The organism is Ruegeria sp. C9, from assembly GCF_056537585.1.
On the sequence record NZ_JBQFRU010000005.1, the window covers coordinates 334456 to 357021 of the forward strand.

A 22566-nucleotide genomic window follows, 5' to 3' on the forward strand; every position below is an offset into this window, starting at 1 on the left:
AGGATCGAGGTAAGTTCTATTGGCTGCGCAGACGCGAGAGCTTCAAATAAACGCATCCAATTTCACTAATTTCAACGGACCCAGAGGGAGAAGAAAATGACCAACAAGATGGTGATGATTTCAGGCGCAACTTGTTTCGCAATGCTTGCGGCCTGTGACGACACGAGTACATCCAGTGCGTCCGCCGAGCTCACACCGGCTCAGCAAGCATGTTTGCGAGATGTAGCCAAGACGACGAACAATTCGCAAGTCGTTGTGCTCTCATCCGCGTTTAGCGAGGCTGGAACACAAGTCACTGTCGGTGTTGGCGAGGATCGTGCTCCTTGGAATTGCATTGCCTACAGTGATGGCGCGACCGCTGGTATCGAGTTCCTGGGCGACGAAGGCGCATTGTAGTCTGTTTGCTGTGTATCTCGAAAGCACCAGTCGTGATCAAATTTGAATAACGGCAAGCTCAGACATTCAAACCTCGTAATAGGATTAGGCTCTAACATTCTCAATCATGCAAAGGTTGTAGAAAATGCCCGTAACCAACTCAGTTGTAATTGCGATCATTTGCACTTTTGTGGCCATTGTTTCGGTTCCAAAATACAGCATTGCACAAACCTGGGACATAGCATCACGGCACTCGGTCAACGGCGTAACGGTGTATGATACGGATGAGCTGTTAACTTTTGCCGGTCAATTGGCCTTCAATCGGTCAGGGCGCATCACAGCGGTGGACGTCGCATCAACGATCACTCAGATCTACCGAGAAGACGGTTATTTTTTGGCTGAGGCCTGGCCCGGTCCTGATGGGCAGAGCATAATTGTTAATGAAGGGCGCATTCAAACCATCGAAATTGAAGGTGTAGATACGCGTACATTCCAATCACTAGAGAAGATTTTTCAGCCCCTCACCACCTCCTATCCCATAACGCTGAAACGATTTGAGCGGGCAGTGATGCTGGCCGAGGACATACCTGACTTGGAATTGTCGACCGAACTTGATTACCCGGATCAGACTGGTGCTCGGCTGAGAGTATTGGGAGAGCCACTGCGAAAACAAGCCGGTAGTGCGACACTCGACAACCCTCCGCGTGAGCTTGGAGAAGCGCTTAGTTTTTATGTCGTACAAGAGTTTTATTCGACGCTGACCGTCGGAGATTTGCTGCGATTTGAGGGATCAGGCAATTACAATTGGGACAAAGACGATGAACACTCATTGTGGGGCGCTCTTACCTATCGCACGCCGCTGAACAGCAATGGTCTATACGGTGAGATTTTTTATGGGAACGTCAACGCAAAACGCGACATTTCAGGGGACTTTGCCAGAACAGATATTGACGGCGAGAACTTCACCCTTGCGTTGGGTTATCCTGTGATCCGCGATGTTGCTCGTTATGGATACCTGCTTTTGGATTATCGCCTTTCAGAATCGGATTCTGTTAGCGGTGGCGTTCCATTGTCCAGTGACGCAAGTGTTGTTGGCCTTACCTATCTGTACGGGCAAAACTATTCCAAAGGGCAAGCCCTTGAAGCCGGGTTAACACTGTCTTTTGGCGACAATGACAACGACACCACAGACGCAAACTTTGACGACGGGGACTCTTCGTTCTGGCACCTACGAGGCGGCGTCGGATACGAAAGCCCACTTACGGGCTTGTCGCCCAACACAGCTTGGCGCACCGAGATTTGGGGGCAGTACACAACAGACCGGTTGCCCTCTGTTGAAGAGTACTTCCTTGGTGATCGTTATGCTTTGCGCGGATATCGATTTGACGAAGTAGACGGTGATTCCGGGATTTCTGCGATATTCGAAATATCTCACTCCTACTTCCCCAGCTCTCAGAGCATTCATCGGCTAACGCCCTTTGCCTTTTTCGACGTGGGTTACATCTCGAACAATGACCCTGCGAGTTTTGAAGTTGATAATGCTACACTGGCATCCACAGGTCTGGGTTTGGACATCGAGTTCAAGCGAAACCTATTTCTGTCCGGATACGTCGGTGTCCCTTTGAGAGACGGCCCTTTAACCGAATCTGGCGATCCTGGCGCGTATCTTGCTCTGACAACAAGTTGGTGAGGATGTTATGAAACGGAACCGCATTGTTTTACTTACTGCAGCTTGTTTGATCGCAGAACTGGCCGCTACCCAGGTCGTTGCCCGCGGAAATCACTACGGGTGGTGCCGAGGCGTAGGGAACCCGCACCAGTCGAGCCAAGGATGCGGGCAGTCTGGTGGGCAAGGGGCAGGTAATCAAGTTACTGGCCCTACTCAGCCGGTGGCAAATCAGTTGCCGCCTAAGGGAACGCAGCAAACACCCACTTCCGTTACTGTTCCAGTCCTTGCGCCGGGCGCGGTACCGAACGCAATTCCCGGTCAGGTTCCTATTGCGACGCCAATAGCGGTTCCTGGTCAGGTTCCCACACCGATAGTAGCGCCGACGCTAACTCCGCCTTTGGCACCAAACGCGACACCAAACCGGGTTCCGACAGCCGTTCCCAATCAGGTTCCACCATTGGCTACCGGTCCTACCGCGGTGCCGCCGCAAGTTCCGACTGCAACTCCTAATCAAGTTCCGATAGCTATCCCTGGCCAGGTTCCGCCTCAACCTACCGGCCCAACAGCGGTACCGCCACTTGTGCCAACCGCAACGCCAAACCAAATACCAGTCGCAGTTCCTGGTCAGGTCCCACCTCAGCCCACTGGACAAACTGCTGTGCCACCGCTCGTCCCGACTGCAACACCAAACCAGATTCCGGTCGCAGTGCCCGGCCGTGTTCCGCAACCCAGCGGTACTACGGCGACACCACCGCTTGCCCCAACCGCAACCCCCAATCAGGTTCCCACGGCGGTTCCTAGCCAGGTTCCACAGTTGACGCCGAAACCGACGGCAACTCACGTGGCCGTCCCAGGACATCCGAAACCTCAAGGCGTCGTGACAATCATGCGCCCCAAGCCGAGGCCGACAACCGGTAGTGTCCAGCAACCTAGCACAACACAAGTGACCCACCATTTAACCCACCAAAGTAATGCGAAGAAACACGATCACGTCGCAGCAACACCTGGACGACATGACCCGCACGACCTACCGAGATTCCGCAACGCGGCGGCCAAGGAAGACTGGGAATGCGTTGCCAGCGGATTTGGACAGCGCCGGTATGATGCCGGGCGAGGCGTGTTGCTGAACAACGGAGCGTTGCGGCACCTCGGAAACGTGGACGCAATGGCCCGGGATGTACCTGCTCGGCATCCAAAACACTCTGGGTGCATTATTTCGGTTAAACGAAAGCAGCGCTGAAGCTCGCATGGTAGGTTTTGCGCGGACAATGAGATTAATCGACCACTAGTTTGTCAATTATCATCTGGTTAATCGGATTTCGCATTACCCTTATTCCCTGGCGTTTACGTTGGCTGACGTAGCCCAAAAATACTCTGTACCTAAATTTGCCTCAATTAGGCCAACAATCTAAAGTGCCGCACTTCCAAGAAGAGCCTCCGACCATCTGGGACGGTCAGGTCGGGCAAGCGAAACTTTGAACGGCAACTTTGCAATGTCAGCTTTCTGCGCATCGCAGACCTTCGCGAGAATCCAAGTTTCCTTAGAGTGGCCCTTTGCGGGATTGAGAAATGCAAAGGGTCGAAACCACAACGACTAGGCCAAAACTGATTGAATTCGTCGCCAATGCCGACAATCGCGCAGCGCAAAACTGTGGGCGAACTGCGCAAATTTATGGGGTGTGCGAAGTGTTATGCGCAAACCTACAACCGCTCAAAAATCCAAATTCTCCACGCTCAGAGCATTCTTTTGAATGAATTCACGGCGTGGCTCTACCACATCACCCATGAGTTTGGTGAACAGATCATCGGCCTCAACCATATCATCCACGCGTACTTGCAAAAGGGTCCGTGCGTCCGGGTCCAGCGTTGTTTCCCAGAGTTGATCGGGGTTCATCTCTCCCAAACCTTTGTAGCGTTGCAGCGACAAGCCCTTTTCGCCCTCCTCCAGAATCGCGCGCAGCAGGTCGAGCGGGCCGTGTATGACTTGACCCCGATCGCGACGCACCAACGTTGCGGGGGTGTTGTAGACCTCTTGCAGGCTTTGGGTGAAACTGCCGGTTTTACGGGCCTCACCCGAGCGCAACATGGGGCCGTCCAGTGTGCGCACTTCTTCCACACCGCGCAGGATGCGTGCGAGGCGGATGCCGTGATCCTGTGTGATGCGGCCTTGCCAGCCGCGTTCGTATTCCAGTGCAATCAAGTCAAGGCGCGCCGCGACCTTGTCGGCCACGCCCTGCAAATCGGCATCAACAGCGCCGGGCACGAAGGCACCGGCTACAGCAGCCTGCTCCAGAATATGGCGCGGATAATGCGTTGGGAAGGCGTCCAGCACTCGCTTCAGCTGACGCGCTTCATCCACTATGCGGGTCAGGTCCTGGCCGATGATTTCCTCGCCCGAGCCTAATTTAAGTACTGCGCCTTCGACGCCCTGATTGATCAAATAATCATCCAGCGCGGCCTGGTCCTTCAAGTAAACCTCTGATTTACCGCGAGAAACCTTGTATAGTGGTGGTTGAGCGATGTAGAGATACCCGCCCTCGATCAACTCTGGCATTTGCCGGTAGAAGAAGGTCAACAAGAGGGTGCGGATATGCGCGCCGTCAACATCTGCGTCCGTCATAATGACGATTTTGTGGTAACGCAGTTTTTCGATGTTGAATTCGTCGCGGCCAATGCCGGTGCCTAGCGCCATCACGAGGTTACCGATCTCTTGGCTCGACAACATCCGGTCAAACCGCGCCCGTTCCACGTTCAAGATTTTGCCACGCAAAGGCAGAACAGCCTGAGTCAGCCGATCCCGACCGGTCTGGGCAGAACCACCAGCCGAGTCCCCCTCGACCAGGAAAACTTCGGTCTTGGACGGATCTTTTTCAGAGCAATCCTTGAGCTTACCAGCCAGATAGTTCACATCCATCGCAGTCTTGCGGCGGGTCAGTTCGCGAGCTTTACGGGCGGCCTCGCGCGCTAAAGCTGCCTCGATGATCTTACCGACAATCCCCTTAGCCTCACTCGGGTTCTCTTCGAACCATTCAGCCAGCTTCTCGTTCATCAGACCTTCGACCGCCGGGCGCACCTCAGAGCTGACCAGCTTGTCCTTGGTCTGGGACGAGAATTTCGGGTCGGGCACTTTCACAGACAACACGCAGGTCAGTCCTTCGCGTGCATCGTCACCGGTAAAGCTGACCTTTTCCTTCTTCGCGATCCCGCTGGACTGCGCATAGTTGTTGATCGTCCGGGTCAGTGCACCACGGAAGCCAGCCACATGGGTGCCGCCATCGCGCTGCGGGATGTTGTTGGTGAAGGGCAGCACGGTCTCATGATAACTGTCGTTCCACCACATGGCGATTTCCACGCCGATATCGTCACGCTCGCCCTTGATATAAATCGGTTCGGGCATCGCCGGGGTCTTGGACCGGTCGAGATATTTGACAAACTCTTTGACGCCACCCTCGTAGAACAGTTCGGTTTCCAGCCGCTCAGCAGGGCGTTCGTCGATCAGAATAATCCGCACGCCTGAGTTCAGGAAAGCCAGCTCGCGCAAGCGCTTTTCCAGCGTCTCAAACGAGTATTCGAGATTCGAGAACGTGTTGGTCGAGGCCAGAAACCGTACCTCGGTTCCCGTGCGATCGCCGCACTCGCCGACGACTTTCAGATGTTCCGCCGTCTCACCGCCCTCAAAACGTGCCACATGTTCTTTGCCGGCCCGCCAAATGCGCAGTTCCAGCCAATCGGATAGCGCATTCACCACCGAGACGCCCACTCCATGCAGACCGCCTGACACCTTGTACGAGTTGCTGTCGAACTTACCGCCAGCGTGCAGTTGGGTCATGATGACTTCAGCCGCTGAAACGCCTTCCTCGGGGTGGATATCCACCGGGATTCCACGTCCATTGTCGCTGACCGAAACGCTGGAATCCGCGTGAATTTTTACAGTCACATGGTCGGCATGACCGGCCAGTGCCTCGTCAATTCCGTTATCGACAACCTCGTACACCATATGGTGCAGACCCGAACCATCATCCGTATCCCCGATATACATACCGGGACGTTTGCGAACTGCCTCTAAGCCTTTGAGAACTTTGATGGAATCAGCGCCGTATTCTTGGGGTGCCTGTGCGTCTTCGGACATGCCGTTAGTACCTATATTATTTTGGTAACTTATACGTTTTCTGGTGGGGATTGTCACGCGCTCCCCCCATATTTTGTGGTTCTGATCCGCTTAATTTGCGGATCAAAGCCGATCAAGGTCTGCTGCAATATCCTCGGCGATTTCTGCCGCGTTCACATCGTCCCGTTCGGCTGACAATCGCAACCCCAGAAGGTCGGATTGATAGCGCGCCGCCAAGCGATCCGGGTCATGACTTGGCGCGATTTCTCCGGCCTTCTGCGCGCTGCGAAAGAGGTCCGCAAAACAAGCTTTCATGTCAGCCATGTGGGTTTGCGCCTGATCAGCCAAATCATGGTCTTTGGCTTGCAATTCCGCATAAGTCTTCGCCAACATGCAGGCTTTTGTTGGCAGTTCCGACGCCTCGATCACACGACGAGGTTGCACCTTAAGAGCACCAAGCGGGCCCAATTCCTGCGCCAAAGCCTTCATATTGGCAACCCCTTCCTGAGTATACCGCTCTAACGCCAGGGCGTAGAGCGCATCTTTCGACCCGAATGCCGCGTAGAAGCTGCCCGGTTTCAGCTTCAGCTCTCGCTCGAGATCCTTAAGCGACGTCCCCGCCCAGCCGTGACGCCAGAAAATATCTCGCGCCTGCGCGATAAGCGCGTCTCGGTCATATGAGGGTTTGCGGGGCATCGTTTCACCAATTCTTGAACGTTCGCTCAAATATATACTTGAGTGATCGCTCAAGAAACCCTAAATACGACTCATCGCGCCAGAAACAGGAGTTTTGACATGGCCAATTTCCCGTCTCACGACCTAGAAACCGCCCCGGAAGGGTCCAAGCCGCTGCTTGAGAAATCTCAGGCTGCATTCGGCCGCCTGCCCGGTCTTCATAAAGTAATGGCCGAAAGCCCCCAGCATCTGGAAGGCTATCAGGTTCTGCACGGCCTGTTTCTGCAGACCGATTTCAACAACGACGAAAAAACCGTTGTCTGGCAAACCATCAATGTCGAAAACGAATGCCATTACTGTGTGCCTGCGCATACCGGCATCGCAAAGATGATGAAAGTCTCTGACGAGATCACCGAGGCGCTGCGCAACGAAACTCCGCTGCCCACGGCCAAGCTGGAAGCGCTACGCACCTTTACCCTGCAAGTGATGGAAACCCGTGGAAACCCGACTGAGGAACAGCTGCAGGCCTTCTTTGACGCTGGCTATTCCCACCGTGCGGTCCTGGATGTCGTACTGGGTCTGGCACAAAAAACCATGTCGAACTACGTCAACCACATGGCCAAAACCCCGGTCGACGAAGTGATGCGCGGCTTCCTTTGGGAACGCAAGGTCGGCGAGCCTGCCTAAACGCTGACGACCGAGCCCTCGTCGCCTTCGGTAACGACCAGCGTTTGGGCTCGATCCCCCAATTCTGCAAATAGCTCAGGCCCGGTGCCCGTCATCCAGGCCTGTGCACCCAGCGCACAAATCTCATCATATAACGCAGCGCGCCGACCCGCATCCAGATGCGCGGCCACCTCATCCAGCAATACAATAGGAGGTGCTCCAACCATCTCCGCCAACGCTCGCGCGTTTGATAGGATCAGCGATACCAGCAGTGCTTTCTGCTCACCGGTCGAGCAATCTTTGGCAGGAACGCCCTTGGCGGAATATACACCATACAGGTCTGATCGATGCGGGCCGACCAAAGTCCGCCCGGCGGCCAGATCGCGAAACCGGCTTTCATCCAAAGCTTCTCGCAAGTCTTCCGCCGTCTCAGGCATTGCACCTTCGGTTTGAACCAATTCGAGATCCGCTGACGGAAAGGCCGTCTCAGCTTTGTCCTGTGCTGCGCGCAGATACTCCAACGCACTCAACCGCGCGGCGTGGATGCGATGCCCCATCTCAGCCATCTGCCCTTCCAGCGCCGCGTACCAATGGGCATCGCGAACTTGTTCTTTCAGCAACCGGTTCCGCTCGCGCATCGCTTTTTCATAGGTCAGAGATGCCTCGGCATGTGCCGGATCAAAACTCAGCGCGATTCGGTCGAGGAACCGCCGTCGCCCTTCGGCCCCTTCGATCCAAAGACGGTCCATCGATGGGATTAACCAAACAACCCGCGCCAGCTTTCCCAATTCAATCTGGCTTGAGGCTTTCTCATCAATCCGCACCTGCCGCGCCGCACCACCTTCGGACCAAGTTTCAATCTCGAAATTCTGTCCTTGCGCATTCAATAGCCCAATCAGCTTCCACCCCACCGCCTCGGGGCGCCGTGTCATCTCAGCGGCGCTTGCCCGCCGCATCCCGCGCCCGGGTGAAAACAGAGAAACCGCTTCCAGGATGTTGGTCTTACCGGCACCGTTCGGCCCATGGATCGCCACTGGCCGCCCGTCCAACGACAGGCGTGCCAGCTTATGAGACCGAAAATGCGAGACCGTAAGCTCGGTCAGGGCCAATCCCATGACCCCTCTCTTTCGTTAGAGATCACCCAGTCGAGGCAATCAGACGCGCATCGGCATTACGACGTATACTGCGCTTTGGTCGTTGCCTTCGCGCATCAGTGTCGGATCACCCGCCGAGTTGAACATAAACACCGCATTTTCACGATCCACCTGAGACGCGATTTCGAGCAGGTATTTAGCGTTGAACCCGATCTCCAGGCGCTCATCCCCGTAAGCAACTGCCAGCTCTTCCTCAGCCGCACCACTGTCGGGTGCATTCACTGACAGAATCAGCTTATCCGCATCCAACTGCAGTTTGACGGCCCGCGACCGCTCGGACGAAACTGTCGCCACACGATCCACGGCCTGCGCGAATTCAGCCGCGTCCACTTCTAACTTGCGCGTGTTACCTTGCGGGATGACACGTGTGTAATCCGGGAACGTTCCGTCGATCACTTTCGAGGTGAGCGTGATGTCAGGCGTTGCAAACCGCACCTTGGTTTCACTGACCGAGACGGCGATGTCCATCTCGTCATCATCCAGCAGCTTGCGCAGTTCGCCCACGGTTTTGCGGGGCACGATCACGCCCGGCATATCCGCTGCACCATCCGGCAGATCCGCATCGATCCGTGCCAAGCGGTGACCATCAGTCGCCACGCAACGCAGTACCTTGCCGCCCTCGGAACCATCCGCAACGTGCATGTAAACGCCGTTTAGATAATATCTCGTCTCTTCCGTGGAAATGGCAAACTTCGATTTATCGAACAGCCGGCGCAACAATGCCGCCGACGCCGTAAAGTTCGATTGGTATTCTGAAGACGCCATAACCGGGAAATCTTCTTTCGGCAGCGTCGCCAGAGAAAAATTCGAGCGCCCCGCTTCCACGGTCAACCGCCCAGCTGCACTATCTGCGGTCAGGGTCACCAACGCCCCATCGGGCAGCTTGCGTACGATCTCATGTAGCGTTGTGGCCGCAACAGTCGTGGCGCCCGCTTTCTCGACCTGCGCGAGGGCCTTGTCGACCACTTCGATGTCCAGATCGGTGGCACGAAACAGCGCCTGATCGCCTTCGGCCTCGATCAGCACGTTGGCAAGTATGGGAATCGTGTTGCGACGTTCGACAACTGACTGGGCCTGCGAAACGGCCTTGAGAAGGGTGCCGCGTTCGATGCTGATCTTCATACCCTCTGTTCCTTTGACTTGCGTGCCGAAATAGGCGGGACTGGCACGTTAGCGTCTCAGCCCTGAGGCACAAGGATTTTTTACGGATTTCTGGGTCGGATTGCCTCGGTGGTCAAGAGCAGCGCGCGTGAAACACACCAGATCATTCTCAACCGTGGACAATAGCGCACAAGAAAACACCCCGAACGCAATAGTCCGGGGTGTTTTTCAAGGATTCAGTGCGGTTTAGGCTTCCAAGGCCCGGCGCAGCATCTCAACATCTTCGGCAATCTGGCCATCGGTCAACTTCAGCTCTTCGATGCGCTTCACGCCATGCATGACCGTGGTGTGGTCGCGCCCGCCAAATCGACGGCCAATCTCAGGCAGCGACCGACTGGTCAGTTGCTTGCACAGATACATCGCCACCTGACGCGGACGCGCATAGGACCGCAGGCGTTTAGGGCCGATGATATCGCTGAGGCGGATGTTGTAATAATCCGAGACCTTTCGCTGGATCTCTTCGACGGTGATCTTGCGCTCGGAGGCGCGCAGTACATCGGCCAGACAATCCTGCGTCAGCTCCATATCGATCTCGCGCCCGACCAGCGAGGCAAAGGCAAAAAGGCGGGTCAGCGCCCCTTCCAGCACGCGCACATTGGTCGAGATGCGGTGTGCAAGGAACTCCAATACACCATCAGCAATGGTCAGATCGGGATAAGTGCTGCTGTACTGCTGCACTTTGTTCTGCAGGATTCCCAGACGCAATTCGTAGTCTGTGGGATGAAGATCGACGACAAGGCCACATTGCAGGCGTGACTTTACGCGGTCTTCAAGGTCCTTGATCTCGCCCGGTGCGCGGTCGGCCGAGATGATGATCTGCTTGTTCTGATCCACCAGCGCGTTGAACGTGTGGAAAAACTCTTCCTGCGTCGAATCCTTGCCAGCGATGAACTGCACGTCATCGACCATCAGCACATCGACCGAACGGAACAAGTGCTTGAAATCCATCATGCGGCGTTCACGCAAAGCCTGCACAAAGCGATACATGAACTGTTCTGCTGACAGATAAAGCACATTCAACTCGGGGTGCTTGGTTTTCAACTCCCACGCAATCGCGTGCATCAGGTGGGTTTTACCCAGTCCAACACCGCCGTAGAGAACGAGCGGATTGAAAGTTACCGGGCCGCCCTCGGATACGCGGCGAGCTGCGGCATGTGCAAGTTCGTTGGGTTTGCCAACAACAAAGCTATCAAAGGTAAACCGTGCATCCAGTGGCGCAGCCTGTAGTGCTTCAAGCGCATCGTTGGCTGTATCTGTAACAGCGGGCCGGGTTTCTGGCGCGGGAGATGGCTTGGACTCTTCCACCAATGTGGGACGGGCTGACGAATTGGCCGCTGTGCGAAATGCCAAGCGCTGAACCTTTTCGCCCGATGTGTTCAACTCATAGAGAATAAGGTCCGCAAAATTCTGACTGACATAGTTGCCCATGAAGTTGGTCGGCACCGAGAACACCGCTACACCATCCTGCAACTCCTGAAACTCCAAGGGTTCAATCCAGGTGGTAAAATTGTTCTTCCCAACCGCCTTCATCAATTTGCTACGCAGTTGTCCCCATTTCTCTTGTGTCATTCGGCGCCTCACGCATCCCATTCATTATTGGCCTTAAGGCCTTTTTTAATGTGTCCCGAATTACGGGCCTTTATGGCGCTCACACACAAGGGAACGTTTCGCCAAACCTGATGGTCTGGCGGGTACGCTCGAATATCATCGCAGTCCAATACAGCACGGCCCCAAAATGGGGGCACACCCGGAATCCGGGATGCGCATGATATTCCAATTTATCGACAGGGCCAGGATCTTCGGCTAACCCGAGACCCAGAGCAGATCGTCCAACTGACCGAAGCCAGCTTTCGAACATTCGTTCCTAAATCTTTCCGATGCCCGTCGGTCAGATCCTTGGAACAGCCTGTCCCCCCAAGCGAGTGAATCGCTGATTAAGTCGTAGCAAGAGCCCAAGGGTCCGGGCAACGAAACTCTGATATTGACTCGGGGTTCTGGGCGAAAGAATCTCTCGGCTTCGTGAAGACGCGGCTTTCCGGCAACAATGAAAAAGGCGTCGCAATCAGCGACGCCTTTTTCGCAAATCAACGCTTGACGCGTTTTCCCAAAGAATCAGCCCAGCGCTTTGACGCGCGCCGACAGGCGCGACATTTTGCGGGCAGCGGTGTTCTTGTGGAAGACGCCTTTGGTGACGCCACGCATCAACTCGGGCTGAGCGGCGCGCAGGGCTGCGGTAGCTGCGTCCTTGTCGCCGGATGCGATCGCTTCTTCAACTTTGCGCAGGTGGGTACGGATGCGCGAACGACGCGCTTTGTTGACGGCGAAGCGCTTTTCGTTCTGACGGGCGCGTTTCTTTGCCTGGGGCGAATTTGCCATGTGTCTCTGACCTTTTGTTCGGTACGGTTATCTTGGGTTGCGCGCCACGGACATATCCGCACCGGATCAGAAATCACGAGTGTGAGTCGGGCCAAGCGGGCCGCACGCGCATGTATGACGGCGGTCTCTAACCAAGTTTGGCAGGTTTGCCAAGCTGATTCTTCCAGTATGTGATGAGGGAAAAAGGCGGGGTCTGCCCGCCTAATATCACTAAGCGACGATTATGATCACTTGTCGCGGAACTGAGCCGCACGTTTTTCCAGAAACGCGGCCATGCCTTCTTTCTGGTCCTCTGTCGCGAACATCGAATGGAACACCCGACGCTCAAACAGCATGCCTTCGCTCAGCGGCAGCTCATAGCTGCGGTTCACAGCCTCTTTGGCCGCGATGGCCGTGATCTGCGATTTCTCTGCAATCTTCTGCGCCGCACCGGTTGCCTCTTCGATCAGCTTTTTGGCGGGCACGACACGACTGACCAATCCGGCGCGCTCGGCCTCTTCAGCGTCCATGAAGCGGCCTGTCAGGTTCATGTCCATCGATTTGGACTTTCCTACGAAGCGGGTCAGACGCTGACTGCCACCAAGCCCCGCGATGACTCCCAGATTGATCTCGGGCTGGCCGAACTTGGCGGTGTCGGCAGCGATGATGAAATCGCACAGCATCGCCAGTTCACACCCGCCGCCCAGCGCGTAACCGGCAACGGCAGCGATGATAGGTTTACGGATCGCGGAAACCCTATCATTGGCGTCCGCAAACAGATTAACGTCGAACACATCGACAAAGCTCATTTCGGACATTTCCTTGATGTCCGCACCGGCGGCAAAGGCCTTGTCCGAGCCGGTGATGACGATGCAGCGCACCTTGTCATTGCTATCCGCATCTTCCAGCGCCTCGCACAGCTCACCCAGCAACTGTGTGTTCAGCGCGTTCATCGCATCGGGGCGGTTGAGCTTGATAAGGGCGACGTGGTCTTCGATTTCGACGATGATCGTCTCAAAAGCCATGAGGTGTAAGCTTCCGGTTGTTCCGTTCAGGTACGATTCCTTATCACGCGATTTCGCTGGATCAAGTTATCTTTGGCATTGCGCGCAATAGAAGGATGAGCGACCGGACTGGGTGATTCTCTTGATTTCAGCGCCACAACCCTCGGTTCGACAAGGCTCTCCTTCGCGACCGTAGACGTCGAAGCTGTGTTGAAAATATCCAAGTTCTCCATCGGCTTGGCGGAAATCACGCAGCGATGACCCACCCGCTTCAATCGCGTCCTGCAACACTTTTCTGATGATCGGCACAAGGGCCGCAACGCGTGGCGCAGAAATCTGTCCCGCTTTGCGACGTGGCGACACCTTGCCGCGATAAAGCGCTTCGCAGACGTAAATATTACCCAAACCGGCAACGATTCCCTGATCCAACAACGCCGATTTGACCGGGCTGTTCTTGCCTTTGAAGGCGTCTATCAGGTGCTGTTCGTGAAAATCATTACCCAACGGTTCAGGTCCCAGAACCGATAGCAGCTTGTGCTGCTCTGCCGTTGCCGTCGGCAGCAGATCCATTGCCCCGAACCGGCGCGGATCGTTGAAGGTGATGCGTGCGCCATTAGCCATATGAAACACCACGTGATCATGTTTCTGCGCCATCGGATGCTCATGCGCATACTGTCCGAGCGGATCGCCAGAGACCGTCATCCGCCCCGACATGCCCAGATGGATCAACAACGTCTCGGCACTGCTGAGATCCGCCAGAATGTACTTCGACCGTCGCCGCAGCCGATCCACCCGTTGGCCCGTCAGCCGCTCGGCCATGCGAGCCGGGAAAGGCCAACGCAAATCGGGGCGATTCACATCCGCCCTTTCGATCACTGCGCCCTCCATTGCGGGGCTCAGGCCGCGTCTTACTGTCTCGACCTCGGGCAATTCGGGCATTACAGGGCTCCTATTCCAAAGGGCCGCATTGTGCCCGCCTCTTATCGCCCTATAACAGAGGCGAAATTCGACAAACGGCAAGGCAAATGTCCGACACCAACGACAAGACCACCCATTTCGGGTTCGAAACAGTGCGCGAGGCTGAAAAAGCCGGCCGCGTACAGGGCGTGTTCAATTCGGTCGCCTCGAAATACGACGTGATGAACGACGTGATGTCGATGGGCATCCACCGGGTCTGGAAAGACGCGATGATGGACTGGCTTGCCCCGCGCGCCGGTCAGCGGCTTCTGGATGTGGCGGGCGGCACCGGCGATATCTCGTTCCGCTTTCTTAAGCGCGCAGGCCACGGCCATGCTACCGTGCTGGACCTGACCGAGCCGATGCTGGTCGAAGGCCGCCAGCGCGCCGAGGCCGACCAGATGTCCGACAGCCTGAATTGGGTGGTGGGCGATGCGATGGCGCTGCCCTTCGAGGATAACACCTTCGATGTCTACACCATCTCCTTCGGCATCCGGAATGTCACCCGCCCGCAAGAGGCGCTGAACGAGGCCTATCGCGTTCTGAAGCCCGGTGGTCGTCTGATAGTGCTTGAGTTCAGCCAGTTACCCAATGACGGGCTGCAGAAGCTTTACGACCTCTACAGTTTCAATGTCATCCCGCGTATGGGCAAGCTGATCGCCAACGACTACGACAGCTATCAGTACCTTGTGGAATCGATCCGCAAGTTCCCAGACCAGGAGACATTCCTGAACATGGTCCGCACCGCCGGGTTCGAAAACGCCAAATACCGCAACCTGAGCATGGGCATTGCCGCACTGCATTCTGGCTGGAAGATCTAGATGCGCGGCCCCCACAACATCATTCGCCTGGTCCGGACGGGCGCCACGCTGGAACGCACCGGTGCCATGAATGTGGTGCTGGACGCGTTTGAAGCGCCGCGCGCCGTACGTATTCTGGCGCATACGCTGGGCAAACCGTTCCAATGGCTGGGCTACAAGGGCGACCCCGAGATGCCGCCCGCCACCCGTGCCCTGACCGCATTGGGTCCGGCTTACATCAAATTCGGGCAGGTGCTTTCGACCCGCCCCGACGTGGTGGGAAATGAACTGGCCGAGCAACTGCGTGTTCTGCAAGACAAGCTGCCGCCCTTTTCCAAAGCTGAAGCAATGGCAGAGGTCGAGAAAGAGTTAGGCCAACCGACGTCAGAGATATTCAGCGAGTTCAGTGAACCCATCGCCGCTGCCTCGATTGCTCAGGTTCACAAGGCCAAGCTGACCAGCACAGGCGAAGACGTTGCTGTCAAAGTCCTGAGACCGGGTATCGAGCGCGCCTTCCGCAAGGATGTAGACGCGTTCTATTTCGCCGCGCGTATGGTACAACTTTGCGCCCCCGGAGCGCGCCGACTACGCCCGATGGAAGTGATCGAGCATTTCGACGGCGTAGTACGCGGCGAGTTGGACCTGCGTCTGGAAAGTGCCGCCGCCTCGGAATACGCTGCCAATACCAAGGATGATGCCGGATTCTGGTTGCCTCCGGTGGTCTGGTCGCTATCCGCCCGCCGCGTCATGACGCTCAGCTGGGCTGATGGCATTCCCTTGGGAGATAACAACGCGCTGGACGCTGCCGGACATAATCGCCGCGATCTGGCTGAGCGCGTGCTCCGCCTGTTCCTGTTGCACGCGCTACGCGACGGCTATTTTCACGCCGACATGCACCAAGGCAACCTCAAGGTCGCTGCGAACGGGGACATTATCGCCTATGACTACGGCATCATGGGTCATATCGATGAATATACTCGCCGGGTATATGCCGAGATTCTCTTTGGTTTCATCCGCCGCGACTATAAACGCGTGGCTGAAGTCCATTTCGAAGCAGGCTATGTGCCTGCCAATCAGGACGTCGACGAATTCGCCCGCGCCTTGCGCGCGGTAGGTGAGCCGATCTTCGGCATGGACGCCACCCATATCTCGATGGGTCGGCTGCTAAGCTACCTGTTTGAAGTCACTGAACGCTTTGGCATGGAAACCCGCACCGAGCTGATCCTGCTGCAACGCACCATGGTGGTGGTCGAAGGCGTCGCCCGCTCGCTTGATGATCACATGAACATCTGGGAGGTCGCCCGACCGGTGGTCGAGGATTACATCAAACAATCCATCGGCCCCCGCGCCGCCCTGCGCGATTTCGGCAAAACCGCCCTGGTGCTTGCCCGTTTCGGCCCCCGCTTGCCCGGTCTGGTGGAAAATGCCCTTATTGCCCAGACTCAAAAAGACGACCCAAAGACCCCGGGTTTCATCGCAAACCTTCTGCCAGCAGCGATCGGCGCGGCCGCAGGCATAGCCGCGACGCTGGTGATCTTCGCACTCAGCTAAACCAACCCGACCGCTTCATCTGGCTAAAAATACATTCGGGGGGAATCGCGCCCCGGCGCGATGGGGGGCAGACAGCCCCCTTGCCCCGACCCAACTCAGAGCCGCTCGATGGCGAGGGCAATCCCCTGCCCTCCGCCGATGCACATGGTGATCAGACCTTTCGATCCGCCAATACGCTCCAACTCATACAACGCCTTAAGCGTGATAATCGCCCCTGTGGCGCCCACCGGATGGCCCAGTGCAATAGCCCCACCGTTCGGATTCACCTTTGCAGCGTCCAGACCCAATTCCTGATTGACGGCCAGAGCTTGCGCCGCAAACGCCTCGTTGCTTTCGATCACGTCGAAATCATCCGCAGACAAACCCGTCTTTGCGAACAGGTTCTGCACTGCGGGAACCGGGCCGATGCCCATCACCTCGGGTCGCACGCCGGCATGGGCATAGCCAATCACGCGCGCTTTGGGTTTCAAGCCCGCCTTTTCTGCAGCATCCGCTGTCGCCAACACCATCGCCGCCGCGCCGTCATTGATGCCCGAGGCGTTGCCCGCCGTCACCCGCCCATCTTTCTGGAATACCGGGCGCAATCCGGCCAGCGCCTCGGCAGTGGTGGCCTTGGGATGTTCATCGACCTTGAAGTCGACCATGTCGCGCTTGACCTTGACCTGCACCGGCGCGATCTGGCTGTCGAAATACCCGGCCTCAATCGCCGCAGCCGCACGGGTCTGGCTGGTCAGCGCAAACGCGTCCATCTGTTCGCGGCTGATTTGGTGTTCATCCGCCACATTCTCGGCGGTCACCCCCATATGCCCGGTGCCGAACGGGCAGTTCAGCGCGCCCAGCATCATGTCGAGCGATTTGACATCGCCCATCTTCGCCCCCCAACGGGCCTGCGGCACGACATAAGGGCTGCGCGACATGCTTTCAGCACCGCCCGCCACGGCAAACTCGGCATCGCCTAGCATCAGCGCCTGCACCGCCGACACTACTGCCTGCGCCCCCGAACCGCACAGCCGGTTCACGTTCATCGCCGGAGTCCCGTTCGGAATACCCGCCTGCATTGCGGCGACTCGCGACAGATACATGTCACGCGGTTCGGTGTTGATCACATGACCAAAGACAACATGATCAATCTGCGCGCCTTCAACGCCCGAACGCTCCATTGCCGCCTCGGTCGCCACGGTCGCCAGATCGATCGGAGCGGTCGAGGCCAACGCACCGCCAAAGGTCCCGATGGCTGTGCGCGCACCGTCCAGTATTACTATGTCCGTCATGTTTTCTCCTCCAAGTCTCGCGCGCATTATGCACCTGCAGCATGATCTTCATATTAGACTCACTGTCACGCCGGAATTGACATTACGTTGCGCAACACCCATGGATTCCGTCATGACGGAAAACACAGACGATATTCTGACGCGCCTGCCCGCCCGATTGAAAGAGGCGCGCCGCGCCAAAGGCCTGTCGCTTGAGGCGGTTGCCAACCTCAGCGGCGTCTCCCGTTCTATGGTCAGCCAGATCGAGCGTGGCGAAAGCAGCCCCACAATTTCGACTCTGTGGAACCTGACACGCGCTCTGCAGGTGGATTTCGCCGGACTGTTGGAAGACGCCAAAACGACCGACCAGATCGAAGTGCTGCGTCAAGCGGAAGTGCCCAGTATCGACAATATGGGCGAGAAATGCCGGATTCGCATCCTCTCTCCCCCCGAAGAGGCCGGAGGACACGAGGTCTATGATATTCAGTTTCAGGCCAATGGGAGCCTGAACAGCCAACCTCATGCGCGCGGCGCACGGGAGCAACTGACTGTGCTGGAAGGCGCCGTTCGTGTCACTTCGGGAACGGCATCCAGCGATCTGAAACAAGGGGATACCGCCCGGTATGCCGCCGATATTACGCATTCGATAAGCGCTGAAAACCCGGCCCGCGTTTTCCTGATCGTAAAAAACGCCTGAACGGGCAAGATTCCGCCTTCACGGATATTTTTCCCAAATACTGTAATTCTCCTATTTGGGAATTTCATCCGCTATGTTAGACGTGCGACTCAGATTAACGGAGGTCGCCATGGCTGATGCATTCCTGTCCCATATTTCGGATACACTCGCGCAGATTGAGGCAGAGGGTCTGTACAAGCGCGAACGGATGATCACCTCGCCTCAGGGCGGTGAGATTACGGTGGGCGACAAGCAGGTGATCAACTTGTGCGCCAACAACTATCTGGGTTTGGCCGATCACCCCGCGCTGATCAACGCCGCCAAAGGCGTCATGGAGCCCAAGGGGTTCGGCATGGCCTCGGTCCGGTTCATCTGCGGTACGCAGGACATTCATCGCGAACTTGAGCAGAAGCTGGCAAAGTTCCTGAACAAGGACGATTCAATTCTGTTCGCTGCCTGCTTCGACGCCAATGGCGGGTTGTTTGAGCCTTTGTTAGGGCCCGAAGACGCCATTATCTCTGACAGTCTGAATCATGCCTCGATCATCGACGGGGTACGGCTGTGTAAGGCAAAACGCTATCGCTACATGAACAACGACATGAACGACCTCGAAGCGTGGCTGAAACAAGCGCGCGAGGACGGGGCGCGGCATATCATGATCGCAACCGATGGCGTGTTCTCAATGGATGGCTATCTGGCCAATCTGCCGAAGATTCGCGAGCTGGCCGACGAATACGACGCCATCGTGATGGTCGATGACTGCCACGCCACCGGCTTTATGGGGCCAAACGGGGCGGGCACGCCGGACCACTTCGGCGTCGACGTGGATATTCTGACGGGAACTCTGGGCAAGGCACTTGGGGGGGCAATCGGCGGTTATATCGCCGGGCCGCAGCCAGTGATCGACCTGCTGCGGCAGCGGGCGCGGCCCTATCTGTTCTCAAACTCGCTGCCGCCGTCCATCGTTGCCGCAGGGCTTGAGGCAATCCGTCTGGTTGAAGAAGGTGACATGCTGCGCGCCCAATTGTTCGGCAATGCCAAATACTGGCGCGCCGGGTTAGAGAATCTGGGCTTCGACCTACTTCCGGGTGAACACCCGATCATTCCGGTCATGCTGGGTGAAGCGCCCTTGGCGCAGGATATGGCATCGCGATTGTTTGACGAAGGCGTCTATGTTTCGGGCTTTTTCTTCCCTGTCGTGCCGCGTGGACAGGCCCGGATCAGAACGCAGATGAATGCGGCTCTAACACGCGACGAATTAGACCGGGCGCTCGCGGCATTTGGCAAGGTCGGCAAAGAATTGGGGATAATCTGATGCGGCCCAACACGATGAAAGCCCTTGAGAAATCCAAGCCCGAGGAAGGTCTGTGGATGGTGCAGGCCCCGGTACCCGAGATCGGCCCCGATGAGGTTCTGATCCGCATCAACAAGACCGGGATTTGCGGCACGGATATTCATATCTGGAACTGGGATGAATGGGCTGCGGCGACCGTGCCGATCCCGATGATCACCGGCCACGAGTTCGCTGGTGAAATTGTTGAATTGGGTCGCAACGTGACAGGGATGACTGTCGGCCAGCGCTGTTCAGGCGAGGGGCATCTGATCACCCCTGACAGCCGCCAGAGCCGTGCGGGCAAGTTCCACCTTGATCCCGGCACGCGCGGTATCGGTGTGAATGAACAGGGTGCCTTTGCGCAATACCTGAAACTGCCTGCCTTTAACGTGGTGCCCCTGCCTGACGACGTACCGGATGAGATCGGGGCGATCCTCGACCCGCTGGGCAATGCCGTGCACACTGCACTCAGCTTCGATCTGCTGGGCGAGGACGTATTGATTACTGGCGCAGGCCCTATCGGCATCATGGCCGCCGCCGTTGCCCGTCACGCCGGTGCCCGGCATGTAGTGATCACCGATATCAACGCCGACCGCCTGAAACTGGCCGAACACGTGGTACCAACGGTACGCACCGTTGATGTGTCCAAAGAGGATCTGCAGGATGTCATCGCGGAACTGGGCATGACTCAGGGCTTTGATGTCGGGCTTGAAATGTCGGGCTCGCAAGCCGCGCTGGACCAGATGGTCGAAGCGCTGGTTATGGGCGGCAAGATCGCACTGTTGGGGATTCCGCCCGGAAAATCTCCGGTGGACTGGTCGCGCATCGTGTTCAAAGCTATCACCATCAAGGGTGTCTATGGGCGCGAGATGTTCGAAACCTGGTACAAGATGATCGCCATGTTGCAGAACGGGCTGGATGTCAGCCGCGTAATCACCCACCAGTTCGCGGTCGATGACTTTGCCCAGGGATTCAAGGCCATGAAATCCGGTCAATCAGGCAAGGTGGTTCTGGACTGGACCTAACGCTCTGGAACCGTGCCGGTTTTGTCCCTAAACAGGGATAAACCCGCGCGTCTGGAGGAGCACATGGGCGACAAAGACAGGTATACAGAACGGGGAATCGAAGAGTCTCTGGTCACCGATTTCACAGAAACTCACCGCAAAAGCTATGGGGATTTTCTGCAACTTAAGACTCTGCTGAACCTGCAAAAGACCTTTCAGGACCCGGCCCAACCTGATGAGATGTTGTTCATCATCATTCATCAGGTCAGCGAACTGTGGCTGAAACTGATGCACCATCAACTTGTCGAAGTCCGCCGGTTCCTGCAGCAGGACGATTTCGGTCCGGCGATGAAGAACCTCGACCGGATCAAGGCGATCCAACGGCAGTTGATCGCCGCGTGGGAGACGCTACTGACTATGACTCCCGCGGACTACATGACGTTTCGGGACGCATTAGGCAGTTCTTCAGGCTTTCAAAGCTATGGCTATCGCCAAATCGAGTTCATTCTGGGCAACAAAGATCCCGCGACCCTGAAAGTGCATGCGCATGACCCAGAAGTGATGGAGATGCTGAACGCGGCTCTTACCAAACCCTCGCTCTATGACGAAGTGCTGCGGATGCTGGCCCGGCAAGGGTTTGACGTGCCGCATGATCTGATCGAGCGGGATTACGCAAAGTCCTATTCCGGCGATCCGCGTATCGTCAAAATCTGGGTCGAAGTGTTCCGCAACACGGAACAATACTGGGATCTTTACGCGCTGGCTGAAAAACTGATGGATGTGGAATCTCTTTTCCAGAGGTGGCGATTCGATCATGCAACCGCGGTTGAGCGCGTGATCGGAATGCAGCCCGGAACGGGTGGATCTAGCGGCGTGGCCTTCCTGCGCAAGGCGCTGGAGTTGCGGTTTTTCCACGACCTCTACGACGTGCGAACCGAACTGATGTATACTGGGGAATAGGCCATGCAGTATCGCGGATTCACCCAAGAAGAGCTTGAGCAGGAGTATTCCCCTAGCTCAATGATTGGCGGTGATCTGACGCCATATCTAGCCAGCTATTCTGCCCTCAGCGCACAGGCACGGTCTGAAATTAGGATGCAGGAAAACCGTTCCTATGGCGACAGCCCGACGCAAGTTCTGGATTTCTTCCCCGCACCTGGCGCCAACGCGCCTTTGCATGTCTTTATTCATGGTGGCTATTGGCAGGCGCTTAGTCAGCGTGAGTCGGCCCCTATGGCACCGGTATTGCATGAGAACGGGCAAGCCTTTGCCACGCTGAATTATACGCTCGCACCCGATGCCAGATTGGGGCAGATGGTCAACGAATGCCGTACCGCCTTGTTGTGGCTCGCGTCACAGGCCGAAACACTGGGTTTTGATCCATCAAACATCACGCTATCGGGTCATAGTGCAGGTGCCCATCTGGTTGCGATGGTGATGGCGACGTCTTCGAAGGCATTTGCGCAGGCTGGCCTGCGGGTGCGCAATGTGATCCTGATTAGCGGGATCTATGACCTTGTTCCGATCTGCCTGACCTCGGTGAATGATCCGTTGCAACTGACCAAAGTCGAGATTCACGATTTCTCACCCTGCCTCAACCTGCCCGCGCCAGGACCCCGTTACAGGGTGACAGTCGCCGAGCGGGATACGCCCGAGTTTATCCGCCAAAGCCGTGACTATGCGGAATTGCTGCGCAAGGCCGGGCATTCGGTCAGTTTTGATCTGCAGAAGGGCAAGCATCACTTCGACATCATCATGCCATCGGGCACATTTCTGTCGTCGCGCAGCGAGTAACCGGCAAACGAAAACAGCGGCCTCGTGGGGCCGC

At 56.7% G+C, this 22566-nt stretch carries 19 protein-coding genes; 10 read left to right on the forward strand and 9 right to left on the reverse strand.

Features of this window, described 5'->3' with window-relative positions; genetic code table 11:
* The first annotated feature begins 96 nt into the window (after positions 1-96).
* Both ACR0NE_RS15155 and ACR0NE_RS15160 read left to right on the forward strand, forming a co-directional pair.
* A complete protein-coding gene (locus tag ACR0NE_RS15155; protein ID WP_170424639.1) occupies positions 97-396 on the forward strand; it encodes a hypothetical protein in 300 nt (99 codons plus the stop codon).
* 124 nt (positions 397-520) lie between these two features.
* Positions 521-2065, forward strand: coding sequence for a ShlB/FhaC/HecB family hemolysin secretion/activation protein (locus ACR0NE_RS15160; RefSeq protein ID WP_170597177.1), 1545 nt, complete (start codon positions 521-523; stop codon positions 2063-2065).
* A 1690-nt stretch (positions 2066-3755) separates the two neighbouring features.
* Here the strand turns inward: ACR0NE_RS15160 and gyrB are convergent.
* Positions 3756-6173, reverse strand: a complete 2418-nt coding sequence (gene gyrB / locus ACR0NE_RS15165; protein WP_170597176.1) for a DNA topoisomerase (ATP-hydrolyzing) subunit B — start codon at positions 6171-6173, stop codon at positions 3756-3758.
* 102 nt (positions 6174-6275) lie between these two features.
* Positions 6276-6848: a TetR/AcrR family transcriptional regulator gene (locus tag ACR0NE_RS15170; protein WP_170395383.1), complete on the reverse strand. Its 573-nt coding sequence runs from the start codon at positions 6846-6848 to the stop codon at positions 6276-6278.
* 99 nt (positions 6849-6947) lie between these two features.
* Between ACR0NE_RS15170 and ACR0NE_RS15175 the strand changes: the two genes are divergently transcribed.
* On the forward strand, positions 6948-7514 hold the full coding sequence (locus ACR0NE_RS15175) for a carboxymuconolactone decarboxylase family protein (protein WP_170423365.1): 567 nt from the start codon (positions 6948-6950) through the stop codon (positions 7512-7514).
* Here ACR0NE_RS15175 and recF read toward each other — a convergent pair.
* From recF to mutM, 6 genes are all read right to left on the reverse strand, one after another.
* The gene (gene recF / locus ACR0NE_RS15180; protein WP_170597175.1) at positions 7511-8608 is read right to left on the reverse strand and encodes a DNA replication/repair protein RecF; all 1098 of its coding nucleotides are present in this window, start codon (positions 8606-8608) and stop codon (positions 7511-7513) included. The two genes, ACR0NE_RS15175 and recF, sit on opposite strands and share 4 nt — an antisense overlap.
* A 39-nt stretch (positions 8609-8647) precedes the next feature.
* Positions 8648-9769 (reverse strand): DNA polymerase III subunit beta, encoded by a 1122-nt coding sequence (dnaN, locus tag ACR0NE_RS15185; RefSeq protein WP_170597174.1) that lies wholly within the window; start codon positions 9767-9769, stop codon positions 8648-8650.
* Between the two features lie 225 nt (positions 9770-9994).
* Entirely contained in the window at positions 9995-11377 is a 1383-nt protein-coding gene (gene dnaA / locus ACR0NE_RS15190) for a chromosomal replication initiator protein DnaA (protein WP_170395377.1), read from the reverse strand.
* A gap of 543 nt (positions 11378-11920) precedes the next feature.
* A complete protein-coding gene (gene rpsT, locus ACR0NE_RS15195; RefSeq protein WP_010442545.1) occupies positions 11921-12184 on the reverse strand; it encodes a 30S ribosomal protein S20 in 264 nt (87 codons plus the stop codon).
* Between the two features lie 227 nt (positions 12185-12411).
* Entirely contained in the window at positions 12412-13188 is a 777-nt protein-coding gene (locus ACR0NE_RS15200) for an enoyl-CoA hydratase (RefSeq protein WP_170395375.1), read from the reverse strand.
* Between the two features lie 66 nt (positions 13189-13254).
* On the reverse strand, positions 13255-14106 hold the full coding sequence (gene mutM, locus ACR0NE_RS15205; protein ID WP_170408657.1) for a bifunctional DNA-formamidopyrimidine glycosylase/DNA-(apurinic or apyrimidinic site) lyase: 852 nt from the start codon (positions 14104-14106) through the stop codon (positions 13255-13257).
* 86 nt (positions 14107-14192) lie between these two features.
* Here mutM and ubiE point away from each other — a divergent pair, with 86 nt between their 5' ends.
* Positions 14193-14945 carry a bifunctional demethylmenaquinone methyltransferase/2-methoxy-6-polyprenyl-1,4-benzoquinol methylase UbiE gene (gene ubiE / locus ACR0NE_RS15210; protein WP_170597173.1) on the forward strand — a complete coding sequence of 251 codons (753 nt, stop codon included), beginning with the start codon at positions 14193-14195 and terminating at the stop codon, positions 14943-14945.
* A complete protein-coding gene (gene ubiB / locus ACR0NE_RS15215; RefSeq protein WP_170408659.1) occupies positions 14946-16475 on the forward strand; it encodes a 2-polyprenylphenol 6-hydroxylase in 1530 nt (509 codons plus the stop codon).
* A 95-nt stretch (positions 16476-16570) separates the two neighbouring features.
* On the opposite strand, the gene ACR0NE_RS15220 is transcribed toward ubiB, so the two are convergent.
* On the reverse strand, positions 16571-17746 hold the full coding sequence (locus tag ACR0NE_RS15220; protein WP_170408660.1) for an acetyl-CoA C-acyltransferase family protein: 1176 nt from the start codon (positions 17744-17746) through the stop codon (positions 16571-16573).
* A gap of 112 nt (positions 17747-17858) precedes the next feature.
* Here ACR0NE_RS15220 and ACR0NE_RS15225 point away from each other — a divergent pair, with 112 nt between their 5' ends.
* From ACR0NE_RS15225 to ACR0NE_RS15245, 5 genes are all read left to right on the forward strand, one after another.
* Positions 17859-18422, forward strand: coding sequence for a helix-turn-helix domain-containing protein (locus ACR0NE_RS15225; protein ID WP_170395365.1), 564 nt, complete (start codon positions 17859-17861; stop codon positions 18420-18422).
* 109 nt (positions 18423-18531) lie between these two features.
* On the forward strand, positions 18532-19716 hold the full coding sequence (locus ACR0NE_RS15230) for a glycine C-acetyltransferase (RefSeq protein ID WP_170597172.1): 1185 nt from the start codon (positions 18532-18534) through the stop codon (positions 19714-19716).
* Between the two features lie 14 nt (positions 19717-19730).
* Complete coding sequence (gene tdh, locus ACR0NE_RS15235; RefSeq protein ID WP_170597373.1) at positions 19731-20759, forward strand: L-threonine 3-dehydrogenase; 1029 nt, start codon at positions 19731-19733, stop codon at positions 20757-20759.
* 63 nt (positions 20760-20822) lie between these two features.
* Complete coding sequence (locus ACR0NE_RS15240) at positions 20823-21698, forward strand: tryptophan 2,3-dioxygenase (RefSeq protein ID WP_170597171.1); 876 nt, start codon at positions 20823-20825, stop codon at positions 21696-21698.
* 3 nt (positions 21699-21701) lie between these two features.
* Complete coding sequence (locus tag ACR0NE_RS15245; RefSeq protein WP_170597170.1) at positions 21702-22532, forward strand: alpha/beta hydrolase; 831 nt, start codon at positions 21702-21704, stop codon at positions 22530-22532.
* The last annotated feature ends 34 nt before the right edge of the window (positions 22533-22566 follow it).

Coding starts and splice junctions, on each gene's coding strand:
- ACR0NE_RS15155 (WP_170424639.1), top strand. CDS start 97: ATGACCAACAAGATGGTGATGATTTCAGGCGCAACTTGTTTCGCAATG.
- ACR0NE_RS15160 (WP_170597177.1), top strand. CDS start 521: ATGCCCGTAACCAACTCAGTTGTAATTGCGATCATTTGCACTTTTGTG.
- gyrB (WP_170597176.1), bottom strand. CDS start 6,173: ATGTCCGAAGACGCACAGGCACCCCAAGAATACGGCGCTGATTCCATC.
- ACR0NE_RS15170 (WP_170395383.1), bottom strand. CDS start 6,848: ATGCCCCGCAAACCCTCATATGACCGAGACGCGCTTATCGCGCAGGCG.
- ACR0NE_RS15175 (WP_170423365.1), top strand. CDS start 6,948: ATGGCCAATTTCCCGTCTCACGACCTAGAAACCGCCCCGGAAGGGTCC.
- recF (WP_170597175.1), bottom strand. CDS start 8,608: ATGGGATTGGCCCTGACCGAGCTTACGGTCTCGCATTTTCGGTCTCAT.
- dnaN (WP_170597174.1), bottom strand. CDS start 9,769: ATGAAGATCAGCATCGAACGCGGCACCCTTCTCAAGGCCGTTTCGCAG.
- dnaA (WP_170395377.1), bottom strand. CDS start 11,377: ATGACACAAGAGAAATGGGGACAACTGCGTAGCAAATTGATGAAGGCG.
- rpsT (WP_010442545.1), bottom strand. CDS start 12,184: ATGGCAAATTCGCCCCAGGCAAAGAAACGCGCCCGTCAGAACGAAAAG.
- ACR0NE_RS15200 (WP_170395375.1), bottom strand. CDS start 13,188: ATGGCTTTTGAGACGATCATCGTCGAAATCGAAGACCACGTCGCCCTT.
- mutM (WP_170408657.1), bottom strand. CDS start 14,106: ATGCCCGAATTGCCCGAGGTCGAGACAGTAAGACGCGGCCTGAGCCCC.
- ubiE (WP_170597173.1), top strand. CDS start 14,193: ATGTCCGACACCAACGACAAGACCACCCATTTCGGGTTCGAAACAGTG.
- ubiB (WP_170408659.1), top strand. CDS start 14,946: ATGCGCGGCCCCCACAACATCATTCGCCTGGTCCGGACGGGCGCCACG.
- ACR0NE_RS15220 (WP_170408660.1), bottom strand. CDS start 17,746: ATGACGGACATAGTAATACTGGACGGTGCGCGCACAGCCATCGGGACC.
- ACR0NE_RS15225 (WP_170395365.1), top strand. CDS start 17,859: ATGACGGAAAACACAGACGATATTCTGACGCGCCTGCCCGCCCGATTG.
- ACR0NE_RS15230 (WP_170597172.1), top strand. CDS start 18,532: ATGGCTGATGCATTCCTGTCCCATATTTCGGATACACTCGCGCAGATT.
- tdh (WP_170597373.1), top strand. CDS start 19,731: ATGAAAGCCCTTGAGAAATCCAAGCCCGAGGAAGGTCTGTGGATGGTG.
- ACR0NE_RS15240 (WP_170597171.1), top strand. CDS start 20,823: ATGGGCGACAAAGACAGGTATACAGAACGGGGAATCGAAGAGTCTCTG.
- ACR0NE_RS15245 (WP_170597170.1), top strand. CDS start 21,702: ATGCAGTATCGCGGATTCACCCAAGAAGAGCTTGAGCAGGAGTATTCC.